At 71.8% G+C, this 13,611-nt stretch carries 12 protein-coding genes; 8 read left to right on the plus strand and 4 right to left on the minus strand.

Translation table 11 applies throughout. The features are described from left to right. Positions 1–19: 19 nt before the first annotated feature. Positions 20–1,672 carry a fumarate hydratase gene (locus ABH927_RS13955; protein WP_370021513.1) on the minus strand — a complete coding sequence of 551 codons (1,653 nt, stop codon included), beginning with the start codon at positions 1,670–1,672 and terminating at the stop codon, positions 20–22. 298 nt (positions 1,673–1,970) lie between these two features. Next, positions 1,971–2,972 carry a DMT family transporter gene (locus ABH927_RS13960; protein WP_370021515.1) on the minus strand — a complete coding sequence of 334 codons (1,002 nt, stop codon included), beginning with the start codon at positions 2,970–2,972 and terminating at the stop codon, positions 1,971–1,973. 67 nt (positions 2,973–3,039) lie between these two features. Between ABH927_RS13960 and ABH927_RS13965 the strand changes: the two genes are divergently transcribed. The 6 genes from ABH927_RS13965 (at position 3,040) to iolD (ending at position 9,890) form a co-directional block, all read left to right on the plus strand. Continuing rightward, the gene (locus ABH927_RS13965; protein ID WP_370021517.1) at positions 3,040–4,428 is read left to right on the plus strand and encodes a PLP-dependent aminotransferase family protein; all 1,389 of its coding nucleotides are present in this window, start codon (positions 3,040–3,042) and stop codon (positions 4,426–4,428) included. Positions 4,429–4,526: 98 nt separating this feature from the next. Beyond that, a complete protein-coding gene (locus ABH927_RS13970) occupies positions 4,527–5,396 on the plus strand; it encodes a sugar phosphate isomerase/epimerase family protein (protein WP_370021519.1) in 870 nt (289 codons plus the stop codon). Continuing rightward, positions 5,389–6,336: a 5-dehydro-2-deoxygluconokinase gene (gene iolC, locus ABH927_RS13975; RefSeq protein ID WP_370021521.1), complete on the plus strand. Its 948-nt coding sequence runs from the start codon at positions 5,389–5,391 to the stop codon at positions 6,334–6,336. Before ABH927_RS13970 ends, iolC begins: the two co-directional genes overlap by 8 nt. Beyond that, on the plus strand, positions 6,329–7,216 hold the full coding sequence (locus ABH927_RS13980; RefSeq protein ID WP_370021523.1) for a class I fructose-bisphosphate aldolase: 888 nt from the start codon (positions 6,329–6,331) through the stop codon (positions 7,214–7,216). The genes iolC and ABH927_RS13980 overlap by 8 nt, the downstream gene beginning before the upstream one ends. Beyond that, a complete protein-coding gene (gene iolB / locus ABH927_RS13985; RefSeq protein WP_370021525.1) occupies positions 7,213–8,028 on the plus strand; it encodes a 5-deoxy-glucuronate isomerase in 816 nt (271 codons plus the stop codon). The genes ABH927_RS13980 and iolB overlap by 4 nt, the downstream gene beginning before the upstream one ends. 14 nt (positions 8,029–8,042) lie before the next feature. Then, complete coding sequence (gene iolD / locus ABH927_RS13990) at positions 8,043–9,890, plus strand: 3D-(3,5/4)-trihydroxycyclohexane-1,2-dione acylhydrolase (decyclizing) (protein ID WP_370021527.1); 1,848 nt, start codon at positions 8,043–8,045, stop codon at positions 9,888–9,890. On the opposite strand, the gene ABH927_RS13995 is transcribed toward iolD, so the two are convergent. Beyond that, entirely contained in the window at positions 9,868–11,055 is a 1,188-nt protein-coding gene (locus ABH927_RS13995) for an MFS transporter (protein WP_370021529.1), read from the minus strand. The genes iolD and ABH927_RS13995 overlap by 23 nt on opposite strands. Positions 11,056–11,174: 119 nt before the next feature. Here ABH927_RS13995 and ABH927_RS14000 point away from each other — a divergent pair, with 119 nt between their 5' ends. Then, positions 11,175–11,822 (plus strand): DUF1707 domain-containing protein, encoded by a 648-nt coding sequence (locus ABH927_RS14000; RefSeq protein WP_370021531.1) that lies wholly within the window; start codon positions 11,175–11,177, stop codon positions 11,820–11,822. Positions 11,823–11,825: 3 nt separating this feature from the next. Here the strand turns inward: ABH927_RS14000 and glpX are convergent, their stop codons facing one another. Beyond that, positions 11,826–12,854: a class II fructose-bisphosphatase gene (gene glpX / locus ABH927_RS14005; RefSeq protein ID WP_370021533.1), complete on the minus strand. Its 1,029-nt coding sequence runs from the start codon at positions 12,852–12,854 to the stop codon at positions 11,826–11,828. Positions 12,855–12,992: 138 nt separating this feature from the next. Between glpX and ABH927_RS14010 the strand changes: the two genes are divergently transcribed. Next, positions 12,993–13,586: a TetR/AcrR family transcriptional regulator gene (locus tag ABH927_RS14010; protein WP_370021535.1), complete on the plus strand. Its 594-nt coding sequence runs from the start codon at positions 12,993–12,995 to the stop codon at positions 13,584–13,586. The last annotated feature ends 25 nt before the right edge of the window (positions 13,587–13,611 follow it).

A 13,611-nucleotide genomic window follows, 5' to 3' on the forward strand; every position in this document is an offset into this window, starting at 1 on the left:
CTCCGCGCCCGGCGCGGGCTCAGCGGCGGCCGATGGTGAGGACGGGGCCGGTGGTGTCGGAGAAGAAGTCGTCCCCCTTGTCGTCGACGACGATGAAGGCCGGGAAGTCGACGACTTCGATCTTCCAGACGGCCTCCATGCCCAGCTCCGGATATTCCAGGACCTCGACCTTGGTGATGCAGTCCTGGGCGAGGCGGGCGGCCGGGCCGCCGATCGAGCCGAGGTAGAAACCGCCGTACTTCTGACACGCCTCGGTGACCTGCTTCGACCGGTTGCCCTTGGCCAGCATCACGAACGATCCTCCGGCGGCCTGGAAGCGCTCCACGTAGGAGTCCATGCGCCCGGCCGTCGTCGGGCCGAACGAGCCGGACGCGTAGCCCTCCGGCGTCTTGGCCGGCCCGGCGTAGTAAACCGCGTGGTCCTTGAGGTACTGCGGCATCTCCCCGCCGTTGTCGAGCAGCTCGGCGATCTTGGCGTGGGCGATGTCGCGGGCGACGACGAGCGGTCCGGTGAGCGAAAGCCGCGTCTTGACCGGATATTTCGTCAGCTCGGCGAGGATCTCCGGCATCGGGCGGTTGAGGTCGATGCTCACGACGTCGTCGGAAAGGTGCTCGTCCGTCGTCTCGGGGAGGAACTTCGCCGGGTCGGTCTCCAACTGCTCCAGGAAGATCCCCTCGGGGGTGATCTTCGCCAGCGCCTGGCGGTCGGCGCTGCAACTCACCGCGATCGCGACCGGGCAGGACGCGCCGTGCCGGGGGAGGCGGATCACCCGCACGTCGTGGCAGAAGTACTTGCCGCCGAACTGGGCGCCGATGCCGAGCTTCTGGGTCAGCTCGAAGACCTTCTTCTCCAACTCCAGATCGCGGAAGCCGTGGCCGCTCGTCGAGCCCTCGGTGGGGATGCTGTCGAGGTAGCGCGCCGACGCGTACTTCGCCGTCTTGAGCGCGAACTCCGCGCTGGTCCCGCCGACGACGATCGCCAGATGGTACGGCGGGCAGGCGGCGGTGCCGAGCGAGCGGATCTTCTCCTCCAGGAACTGGAGCATCCGCTTCTCGTTCAGGACGGCCTTGGTCTCCTGGTAGAGGAACGACTTGTTGGCCGAGCCGCCGCCCTTGGCCATGAACAGCAGCTTGTACTCGTCCGGGTGGCCGCCCGGGTCCTCGGCGTACAGCTCGATCTGGGCGGGCAGGTTGTTCCCGGTGTTCTTCTCGTCCCACATGGTGAGCGGCGCCATCTGCGAGTAGCGCAGGTTCAGCCGGGTGTAGGCGTCGTACACGCCGCGGCTGATGTGCTCGGCGTCCGCGCCGTCGGTGAGGACGTGCCTGCCGCGCTTGCCCATCACGATCGCGGTGCCGGTGTCCTGGCACATCGGCAGCACGCCGCCGGCCGAGATGCTCGCGTTCTTCAGCAGGTCGAGCGCGACGAAGCGGTCGTTGCCGCTCGACTCGGGATCTTCAATGATCTTCCGGAGCTGGGCGAGGTGAGACGACCGGAGATAGTGCGAAATATCGTGAATGGCGGTCTCGGTGAGCAGGCGCAGCGCCTCTGGCTCGACCTCCAGGAACTTCCGTCCGGCCGCCTCGGTGACCCGCACGCCCTCGGTCGTGATCAGGCGGTATTGAGTCTCGTCCGGCCCAAGCGGCAGCAGGTCGGTGTAGTCGAACTCCGGCATCGTCCTCGGATCCCTCTGCGTCTGCCTCTACTGGTGGTCGTCACAGCGTACGGCTCGCGACCCCTAGAACTCGTCGGGGGTGACGCGGTAGCAGTCGCCGGTGCGGGTGCGCCACAGCAGCGTGCCGGGGCGTGGCTGTGTGACGTGGTTGCCCGGCAGAGCCTTGATCTTGTGGTGGCGTCGGTGAAGCGCCGCGAGGTTGGCGTCCGCCGTCGGGCCGCCGCGGTGGTGGGGGCGGGTGTGGTCGAGGTCGGAGCTGTAGGCGCTGCGGTTGTCGGAGCCGCGAATCCGCGCCCGGCTAGCTCGAACCCGTCCGCAGCCCGAGCGCGAGTCCGGCGATGACGACCGCCGCTCCGGCGAGGTCGGCCGCCGACGGCGTGCCGAGGCCGAGGACCAGCGTGGTCACGATGGCCCCTACCGGGATCATCCCGGCGAACAGCCCGGCTCGGTCCGCGCCCAGCCGGGGAAGCGCGGTGTACCAGAGGAAGAACGCCACCGTCGTCACGATCACCGCCAGGTAGCCCAGGCCCAGGGCCTCGGCCGTCGTCGGCATCCGCAGCATCGCCCCGCCGTCCACGATCGCGCCCATGACCAGCAGGAACGGCACGGCGAGGGCCGCGGAGTAGGCCGACACCCGGATGGCCCCGAGCGTGGGGAGCAGCGGCAGTGCGAGGAGCGAGAAGCAGACCTCGCACGCCAGCGCGCCGAGCGACCACATGAGGCCGGGCAGGTTGCCGCTGCCGAGGCCCGTGGCCAGCGTGGCTCCCGCGACCACCACGATCGCCGCGCCGATGAGGCGGGGAGACGGTAGCGACCTCGCGTCGGCAGGCCGGGTGAGCGGTCCGAGGACGGCCAGCGCGAGCGGCACGGTCCCCACGATGGTCCCGACGAGGGAGGGGCTGGACGCCCGCGCTGCCTCGATCACGCACACATTGAAGATCACCAGCCCGGTCAGCGACAGGAGTCCGAGCAGTGCCCACCCACCCGGCGCCAACCGCACCGGCTCCCGCGCCGTCCGATCCCGCGCCACGGGGGGCGTAATCGCCGGCACGGGTCCCGCGCGGCGGGCGAGCCGTACGGGACCGAGTCCTCGGGCACGGGCGACGGCGAGCAGGATCACGGCGGCGAGGGCGTAGCGCAGGGCCTGGCCGCCATAGACCGGGTAGGTCCCGATGACGCCGGAGACCGCCGCCAGGGTGCCGACCATGAACATCGCCGCCGCCGCGCTCGCGGTGGTGCGCAGGTGGGCGGTACGGCGTGGCCGGGCCGTGGCTATGGGGGGCTTCATGAGGGAGGTCATGTCTGGAGATGGTAGGACTCCAATGGTTCCCTCAACGGGTCCAATCAAGCGGTGAAATCGGGTACCAATGACGGATCTGCATATCGCGGTCGATCGCGACGCGGGGGGCCTCGCCGGCCAGGTGGCCCGGGAGCTGAGGGACGCGATCCGGTCCGGGCGGCTGGCCCACGGCACCCGCCTGCCGCCCAGCCGTGACCTCGCGAAGGACCTCGGCCTGTCCCGCGGCGCCGTGGTCGAGGCGTACGAGCAACTGGTGGCGGAAGGCTTCCTCGCGGCCAGGACCGGTGCGGGGACCTACGTCGCCGCAGGGCCGAGGACCGGCGGGGCGTCGGCTGAGAGAGGGGCCGGCGTCGCGGCGGTGGTGGGGCCGGCGGGGGGCTTGCCGGAAAGGGACAGAGACCGGCCCACCTCTCCGGATCTCGGGGCGTTTCCGCGGCAGGCGTGGATGGCGGCTGTCCGGCATGTCCTGACGACGCTGCCCAACGACGCGCTGGACTACGGCGACCCGGGCGGCGTGCCCGAGCTGCGCGAGGAGCTGGCCCCCTACCTGCGCCGGGTGCGGGCGGCCGACGCTGCGCCGGAGCACCTTGTCGTCGTCACGGGCGTGGCGCAGGGGCTCAGCCTGACCATCCAGGCGCTCGCCGCGAGCAGGGGGCGCGGGATCGTCCTCGCGGTGGAGGACCCCACCAGCCCCCACCAGCTTCCGCTGCTTCAGCGGGCGGGCGCGAGCCTGGTCCGGGTGCCGGTGGACGAGGAGGGAATCGTCGTCGAGCGGCTCGCCGAAACCGAAGCGGACGCCGTGCTGCTGACCCCGGCCCATCAGTATCCGACCGGGGTCGTGCTCTCGCCGCGCCGCCGAGCCGAGCTCATGGCCTGGGCGGCCGGGACCGGCGCGATCGTGCTGGAGGACGACTACGACGCCGAGTTCCGGTTCGACCGTGACCCGGTCGGCTGCCTGCAGGGGCTCGCCCCCGACCGTGTGGTGCTGGCGGGCAGCGTCAGCAAGTCGCTCGCTCCGGGCATGCGGCTCGGCTGGGTGGTCGCGCCGCCGCACATCGCGAGGTCCGTACGGCTCGCGCGGGCCGAGCTGGATCTCGGCTCGCCGGTCATCGACCAGCACGCCCTCGCCCATCTCATCAGGACGGGCCGCTACGACCGGCACCTGCGCCGGATGCGCCGCGAGTATCGGGCCCGCCGGGACGCCCTCGTCGGCGCCCTGGCCGAGCATCTGCCCGCCATCGCCGTCCAAGGAGTCTCCGCCGGTCTCCACCTCTACGCGCGGCTCCCCGAGGGCTGGGACGAGGCCGCGCTCGCCGCCGCCGCGCGGGCGGCGGGTCTGGCGGCCGAGCCGGTCGTCCCCGCGCACCGGCGTCCCGGACTGGTGATCGGCTTCGCCCGCGTCCCCCCGCACAGGATCACGCGTGCCGTACGGGACCTGGCGGATGGCGTAGCCTGACTTCGTCAGAATGTCAGGACAAAGTCTTGACTCTCGGTTGCCCCTCCACCTACAACTGGATGGTCTGGAGGCCGGGTTTCCACCATGGAGGTATCGAAGTGAAGATCGCTGGAGCCCCGATCTCGTGGGGGGTGTGCGAAGTGCCCGGTTGGGGTTACCAGCTCGGCCCCGACCGAGTCCTCCAGGAGATGCGGGACCTCGGCCTGGCGGCCACGGAGCTGGGCCCCGACGGGTTCCTCCCGTCGTCGCCCGAGAGCCGCCGGTCCCTCCTTGACGGGTACGGCCTGCGGGCCATCGGTGGGTTCGTCCCGGTCGTGCTGCACGACCCGGGGCATGACCCGCTGACCGGCGTCCGCGAGCTTCTCGGCTCGTTCCGCGAGGGGTCCGTCGAGGTGATGGTGCTGGCCGCCGCGACCGGCGTGGACGGCTACGACGGACGTCCGGCGCTCGACGCCACCGGCTGGGAGACGCTCCTCGGCAACCTCGACCGGATCCTCAAGGAGGCCGCCGACTCGGGCGGCCCCCTGGTCACGCTGCACCCGCACGTCGGGACGATGGTGGAGACCCGTGACGAGGTCCGCCGGGTGATCGACGGCTGTGCCGTACCCCTCTGCCTGGACACCGGGCACCTGCTGATCGGCGGCACCGACCCGCTGGAGATCGTCAGGGAGGCGCCGGGACGAGTGGCGCACGCGCACCTCAAGGACGTGGACGCCGCGATGGCGGAGCAGGTCCGCGAGGGCCGGCTGACCTACACGGAGGCCGTCGGCAAGGGGATCTACCGCCCGCTCGGCACGGGTGACGTCGACGTCGCGGGAATCGTCTCCGGCCTCGGCATGGCCGGATACGACGGGTGGTATGTCATGGAGCAGGACGTCGTGCTGGACGGCGAGCCCCCGGCGGGCGAGGGCCCGATCGGCGACGTCAGGGCGAGCATGGACTATCTCAAGGGCCTCTCCAATGACTGAGGTGCTGACCATCGGCCGCATCGGGGTGGACATCTACCCGCTGCAGGTGGGGGTGTCCCTCCGGGAGGTCGAGACGTTCGGTAAGTACCTCGGCGGCAGCCCGGCCAACGTGGCGGTCGCCGCGGCGCGGTACGGGCGATCGGCCGCGGTGATCACCCGGACGGGCGCGGACCCCTTCGGCGAGTTCCTCCACGACGCGCTGGCCGAATACAGGGTGGACGACCGTTACGTCACGCCGGTCGAGGGCCTGCCGACGCCCGTGACCTTCTGCGAGATCCGGCCGCCCGAGGACTTCCCGATCTACTTCTACCGCTACCCCAAGGCTCCCGATCTGGAGATCCACGCCGACGAGCTGGACCTCGGCGCGATCGCCGGCGCGGACCTGTTCTGGGCGACCGTGACCGGCCTGTCCCAGGAGCCGTCGCGGAGCGCCCACTTCGCGGCCCTGGAGGCGCGCGGCCGCCGCCGGTTCACCGTGCTGGACCTCGACTACCGCCCCATGCTCTGGCCGGACGTGGCAGAGGCCCCCGATCTCGTACGGCAGGCCCTCCGCCATGTCACCGTGGCGGTCGGCAACCTCGACGAGGTCGAGGTGGCCACCGGGACGCGGGAGCCGTACGACGCGGCGAAGGCGCTCCTGGACGCCGGTCTGGAGCTGGCGGTGGTCAAGCAGGGCTCCAAGGGCGTGCTCGGCATGACGAGGGACGAGACCGTGGTCGTCCCGCCGCGGAAGGTCGAGGTCGTCAACGGGCTCGGTGCGGGCGACGCGTTCGGCGGCGCGCTGTGCCACGCGCTGCTGTCGGGGTGGTCGCTGGAGCGGACGCTCGAGTTCGCGAACGCCGCGGGCGCCATCGTGGCCGGGCGGCTCGCCTGCGCCCCCGACATGCCGACCGCCGAGGAGGTCGACGCGATGCTGTCGGGGAGCGGCGCTCATGCGTGACGACGACTACCGGCGGCTGCTCGACGACCGCGCCCGCCACCCCGAGCGGATCGCCCAGGCGGCGGCGGTACGGCGGCGCAGGCCCCTGCTGGCCGACCGCGAGCAGATCCTGATCATCGCGGCCGACCATCCGGCCCGTGGCGCCCTCGGCGTGTCGGGGCGGCCGATGGCCATGGCCAGCCGGGTCGAGCTGCTGGACCGGCTCGTGGTCGCCCTGTCGCGGCCCGGCGTGGACGGAGTGCTGGGGACCCCCGACATCATCGAGGATCTCCTTCTGCTCGGCGCGCTCGACGACAAGATCGTGATCGGGTCGATGAACCGGGGCGGCCTGCAGGGTGCGGTCTTCGAGTTCGACGACCGTTTCACGGCCTACGACACCGAGTCGATCGTCGCGATGCGGCTCGACGGCGGGAAGATGCTCTGCCGCATCGGCCTGGAGGACGAGCGGACGGCCGCCACGCTGGAGAGCTGCGCCCGCGCCGTGACCGAGCTGTCCAGGGAGGGGCTGGCCGCGATGGTCGAGCCGTTCTGGTCGAAGCGGTCCGGCGGCGTGGTCAGGAACGACCTGTCGGCCGACGCGATGATCCACGCCATCCACGTGGGCCAGGCCCTCGGGGCTTCCTCCGCCCGGACGTGGCTGAAGCTCCCGGTGATCGACGACATGGAGCGCGTGATGGAGGCCACCACGCTGCCGACGCTGCTGCTCGGGGGGGACCCCTCCGGCGCGCCCGACGAGGTCTACGCGTCGTGGGCCAAGGCCCTGCGCAACCCCGGCGTGCGCGGCCTGGTGGTGGGCCGGGCGCTGCTCTACCCGCCGGACGACGACGTGGCGGCCGCCGTGGACATCGCGGCGGGACTGCTGGAAGGGGCGGCCCGATGACGTATATCCCGTTCGGCGCGGCGGCGTCGGGTCCGTGGGCGGTGCAGGTCACCCCCGAGTCGGCCGGATGGACCTACTCCGGCCTGCGGATCGTCGACCTGGCCGGAGAGCCGGTGGAGCTCGCCACCGGCTCCGAGGAGATGCTGGTCCTCCCGCTGTCCGGCGCGTGCGAGGTCGAGGCCGACGGTGTACGGCTCTCGCTCGACGGGCGCGAGTCGGTGTTCGCGGCGCCGACCGACTTCGCGTACCTGCCCATCGGGACGACGGCGCGGATCAGCGGCCGGGGCCGGATCGCCCTGCCGTCGGCCAGGGCCACCCGCAGGCTCCCCGTCCGGTACGGCCCGGCGTCCGATGTGCCGGTGGAGATCCGGGGAGCCGGGCAGGCGACGCGGCAGGTCAACAACTTCTGCGCGCCGGAGACCTTCGAGTGCGACAAGCTCGTGGCCGTCGAGGTGCTCACGCCCGGCGGCAACTGGTCGTCCTACCCGCCCCACAAGCACGACACCGAGGGCGAGGGCGAGGCCGTCCTGGAGGAGATCTACTACTTCGAGGGCGGCCCCGGGTATCAGCGGGTGTACGGCACGCACGACGTCCTCGCCGAGGTGTCGCCCGGTGACGTGGTCCTGGTGCCGCACGGTTACCACGGGCCCTCGATGGCGGCTCCGGGCTACGACCTCTACTACCTCAACGTGCTGGCCGGGCCCGCCGAGAAGCGGTCCATGGCCTTCTGCGACGACCCCAGGCACGCCTGGATCCGCTCGTCCTGGGCCGGCCAGCCGATCGACCCGCGCGTGCCCTTCGGGAAGGACTGACCACCATGCGGACCATGCGACTCACGGTGGCGCAGGCGCTCGTGCGGTTCCTCGGACAACAGTGGAGCGAGCGGGACGGCGTCGAACGGCGGCTCATCCAGGGCTGCTTCGGCATCTTCGGCCACGGCAACGTCGCCGGGATCGGTCAGGCGCTCGCCGAGCAGGGCGCGGGCACCCGGTCGGCCCTGCCGTACTATCTGGCCCGCAACGAGCAGGCCATGGTCCACACGGCGGCGGGCTACGCCAAGACGGCGAACCGGCTGTCCACCTTCGCCTGCACGACGTCGGTCGGGCCGGGCGCGACCAACATGGTCACCGGGGCGGCCCTCGCGACTGTGAACCGGCTGCCGGTGCTGCTGCTGCCCGGTGACGTCTTCGCCACCCGGGTGGCCTCGCCCGTGCTTCAGGAGCTCGAGGATCCCCGGTCGTACGACATCAGCGTGAACGACGCCTTCAAGCCCGTCAGCCGTTTCTGGGACCGGATCAACCGGCCTGAACAGCTTCCGTCCGCGCTGCTGGCCGCGATGCGCGTGCTGACCGACCCGGCCGAGACCGGCGCGGTGACGCTGGCGCTGCCCCAGGACGTCCAGGCCGAGGCGTTCGACTGGCCGGACGAGCTCTTCGAGAAGCGCGTCTGGCATGTCGGCCGCCCGGTGTCCGAGCCGGCCGCGCTGGCGAGAGCCGTACGGGCCATCAGGGAGTCGCGGAGACCGCTGATCGTCGCGGGCGGCGGGGTCCGGTACAGCGAGGCGTGGGACGAGTTGCGGGAGTTCGCCGAGCGGTACGGCATCCCGGTCGGGGAGACCCAGGCCGGCAAGGGCGCCCTGCCGTACGACCATCCGCAGGCCGTGGGCGCGATCGGCCACACCGGCTCGGCGGCCGCCAACGCGCTCGCCCGCGACGCCGACCTGGTGATCGGCATCGGGACCCGCTACAGCGACTTCACCACGGCCTCCCGGACGCTGTTCGGCGACGCGGCCGGGTTCGTGAACGTCAACGTCGCCGCCTTCGACGCGGCCAAGCACGCCGGGATCCCGCTCGTGTCCGACGCCAGGGCCGCGATCGAGGCGCTGGACGCGGGCGACTGGCGGGCCGATGAGGAGTGGACGGCGCGGGCGGCCTCGCTGGCAGGGGACTGGCAGGCGGTGATCTCCCGAGCGTACGAGGGCGACGCGCTGACTCAGCCGGTCGCGCTCGGCATCCTCAACGAGGTCGCCGCCGGAGGCGTCGTCGTCAACGCGGCCGGGTCGATGCCGGGCGACCTGCACAAGCTCTGGCGCGCGTCCGACCCGACGGAATACCACGTCGAGTACGGCTTCTCCTGCATGGGCTACGAGATCGCCGGGGGCCTCGGCGTGAAGCTCGCCGACCCTGAGCGCGAGGTGTTCGTGCTGGTCGGCGACGGGTCGTATCTGATGATGGCCCAGGAGATCGCCACGGCCGTCCAGGAGGGCGTCAAGCTCGTGATCGTCCTGGTGGACAACCAGGGGTTCGCGTCCATCGGCAACCTGTCGGAGTCGGTCGGCGCGGAGCGGCTCGGCACGGCCTACCGCCTGCGCGGCGGCTCGGGAGAGCTCGACGGGGGCCCCCTCCCGGTCGACCTGGCGGCCAACGCGGCGAGCCTCGGGGCCGACGTGCTCAAGGCGAGCGATCCCGGCTCCCTGCGGAGCGCCCTCGCCAAGGCCATGGAGGCGACCCGGACCACCGTGGTCTACGTCGAGACCGTGCCCGGGGGAACGCCGGACTCCGAGGCGTGGTGGGACGTCCCGGTGGCCGAGGTGGGCGTTCCGGAAATCCGCGAACGGTACGACCAGGCCAAGCGGGCCCAGGAGCCCTACCTCAGGACGTGGCGGGCACGGTGACGGTGGCGGCGGGAGCGGGTTGGAAGCCGCGGGCCAGCACGACGATCACGGCGGCGAGCACGAGCGGCGCGGCGAACGCGATCCGGTAGTCGGCCGAGTTCGCGATGCCGCCTACGAGGGCCGCGCCGACGATGAAGCCGAGGTAGTTGAACATGTTGACCCGGGCGATCGCCACGCCGGTCCCGGCCGGGTCGAGGCGGCCCGCCGCGGAGAACGACTGCGGGGCGACGACGGACAGGCCGACGCCGGTCAGGGCGAAGCCCGCGACGGCCAGCACTTCGTTCGGCGCCGCGACGATCGCGGCGAAGCCGAGCGTGGCGATCGCGCCGCCGATCCGGACGATCATGGCCGGGCCGTACCGGCGGACCGCGAAGTCGCCGCCGACCCGGACGGCGAACGTGGTCGCCTGGTAGGCCCCCAGCGCCCAGGGCGCCACGGCGGCGGTCGCGTGGATGATCTTGTCCATGAAGACGGAGCCGTAGTTGGAGATCGAGGCGTCGCCCACGTAGAGGAAGCACATCGCCAGGCAGAGCGGGATGATCGCCTTCCAGGGGACTCTCGACGCGGTCTGTGCGGCGTCCGCCGCCACATGCTCCTCGTGCGGCACGCACAGCCAGGTGGAGGCGATCAGCGAGATCACCACGGCGGGGGCCATGGCCGTCGCGAACATGGCCGGGAGGCTCAGGCCGAGGCCGCCCGCCACGGAGGCCCATCCCGCGCCGATCACCGCCGCCGCGCTCCACAGGGCGTGGAAGCCGGTCATGACCGCCCTGCCGTACCGTCGCTCGACCGCGACGCCCTGCATGTTCATCCCCGCGTCCACGCCGCCGAGACCGAGGCCGAACAGCACGTTGGCCGCCACGAGCAGCGGGACGCTGGAGGCCAGCCCGGCCAGGACGACCGCCACGCACGCGAGTGGCTGGACCACGCGGAGGATCAGGCGGCTGCCGAACCGGGAGGCGAGCACGCCCGCGAGCACGCTCCCGACCCCGGCGATCACCGGCACGACGAGCAGCAGCAGGGTGAGCTGGTCGTCGCTGAGGCCGTGCTTCTTCTGCAGCGCGGCCACCTGGGTGAGCAGCGTGGCGAACGTGAGGCCCTGGACGAAGAAGACCGCGAAGGTGGCGAGCCGCGCCTGCCGGTCGCGTGAGGATGGGGTCGGCACGCGGCCTCCGGGGAACATGAGGAGAGTTCAAGTTTTGGCCAGCGTAGGAGCCGCGCCGCACGCGGTCAATGCCTCGTGGAGGGTCCTCGCTCGCGATCGAGGGCCTTAGTCTCGATGGTGTGAGCACCGAGTCCAAGTGGCTGTCCGCCGTCTCCGCGTTCCTCGCCCCGCGAGCCCCGGACGCGCCCGGCGCGGCCGAGCTGCGGGCGTCCGACGCGGACCGGGAGCGCGTGATCAAGGTTCTGGCCGACGCGGTGACCGACGGCAGGCTCACCCCTCCCGAACACGAGGAGCGGGTGGAGCGGGCCTACGCCGCCCGGACGCTGGGCGAGCTCGCCGCCCTCACCACGGACCTGCTCCCCCCGGAAAGCCAGCCTTTCAACATGGACGGCCGCCCGGTCACGGCCTTCTTCCGCACCGAGAGCCGGGCGGGCCGGTGGGTCGTGCCCTCTCAGGTGCCCGTCACCTCGCTCGGCGGCCGGGTCACCATGGACCTCTGTGAGGCGCTGCTCCAGTCGCGCCGGGTGGTGGTCCAGCTCGCGGTCATGGCGGGCACGGTCACGCTCATCGTGCCGGAGGGCGTACGGATCGTCACCGCGCCGTCGGCGCGCGTGGGATCGCTGCGGAACGAGGTGCGGCTCCCGCCGGGCGCGACCGGATACGGTCCGGACGCGCCCGTCATCGAGCTGGCGGGATTCGTCTTCGGCGGCAAGGTGATCGCCCGGTCGCCCCGGCGTCCCCGCAAGGGCCTGTTCCGCAGGCCCTGAGCCTCACACCGCCGTGTCGAAGTTGATCGCGCTGTAGGCGCCCAGCTTCCACAGCTGGTGCTCGCTCTCGATCTTGCGGATCGTGCCGGAACGGCCCCGCATGACGAGGGAGTGCGTGACGGCGGCCCCACCCTGGAACCGCACGCCGTACATGAGCTCCCCGTCGGTGATCCCCGTCGCCGCGAAGAACACGTCGTCGGAGCGGACCAGATCGTCGGTCGTGAGCACCTGGCCGAGGTCGAGCCCGGCGTCGAGGGCCTTGCGCCGCTCCTGCTCGTCGCGCGGCCAGAGCTTGCCCTGGATGACGCCGCCCAGGCACTTCATCGCGCAGGCCGCGATGATGCCCTCAGGCGTCCCGCCGATGCCGAGCAGGAGGTCGACGCCGGTCCCGGCGCGGGCCGCCATGATCGCGCCGGCCACGTCGCCGTCGGTGATGAACTTGATCCGCGCCCCGGTCTCCCTGATCTCCTTCACGATGCCCTCGTGCCGGGGGCGGTCGAGGATGACCACCGTCACGTCCGACGGCTTGGCGCCCTTGGCCCTGGCCACCGCCCGGATGTTGTCGGCGACCGGCGCCTCGATGTCCACCTGGTCGGCGGCCTCCGGACCCGTGACCAGCTTCTCCATGTAGAAGACGGCGGACGGGTCGTACATCGAGCCGCGCTCGCTGACCGCGATGACGGAGATGGCGTTGTTCATGCCGAGGGCGCACAGGCGGGTGCCGTCGATCGGGTCGACGGCCACGTCGCAGTCGGGGCCGGTGCCGTCGCCCACCTCCTCCCCGTTGTAGAGCATGGGGGCGTTGTCCTTCTCGCCCTCGCCGATCACGACCGCGCCCCGCATGGAGACCGTGTTGATCAGCTGGCGCATGGCGTTGACCGCTGCGCCGTCCGCCCCGTTCTTGTCGCCACGGCCCACCCAGCGGGCGGCGGCCATGGCCGCCGCCTCGGTCACGCGCACCAGCTCGAGAGCCAGGTTGCGGTCGGGCGCGTGTTCCCCCGTCGCCAGAGCGGCCGGTACGTGTTCAGACATCGATCCCCTTCCTCTCTACAGAGATCGTAGGCCGAGACCCCTGGCTTTGTCTGATTGGTCTGGACCTGTCACAGCAGGTAGGAGGCCATTTGGTCAGGGGACGCCCCAGGACGGACAGGTCGGGATATCGTCGCGGTCATGAGCAGCGACACCGAGCGACCGGTAACAGTGCGCACGTCGGAGCGTGGCGCCGCCACGCGCGGCGCGCTCCTCGAAGCGGCGAAGGAGATTTTCGTCACAAGCGGCTTCGCGGAAGCCGGGGTGACCGAGGTCGTGGCCCGAGCCGGGGCGAGCGTCGGCAGCCTCTACCACCACTTCTCCGGCAAGGCCGACCTCTACCTGACGCTGTTCGAAGAGTTCCAGAAGCGGCAGACCCAGCGGACCAGGCAGGCCGTCCAGACGGCGCGGGCCGCGGGGGAGACCGACCCGATGCCCGTGTTCCTCGCGGCCGCCCGGGCGTATCTGGAGGGCTGCCTGGCCGAGCGGGATCTCGCCGCGCTGTTCCTCCGGGGGGACGCCCCTCCCGGCTTCGAGGTGATCATGCGGGACCGGCTCCGCCAGTGGGCCAGGAGGACCGCCGCCCTCTTCGAGCACGAGGACGCCCTGGTGGTCGTGGTCACCGGCGCGCTCGCCGCCGTCGTCCAGGAGGTGACCCTCTCGGAGGATCCCGAGGCCGCCCGGAAGATGACAGAGGACGCTCTTCTCATCATCGGCCAAATCCGGCATCCTTAGCGGCTGCCCCGCCCCGCACCGGGTA

The organism is Planotetraspora sp. GP83, assembly GCF_041262585.1.
Lineage (GTDB): Bacteria > Actinomycetota > Actinomycetes > Streptosporangiales > Streptosporangiaceae > JAOEGB01.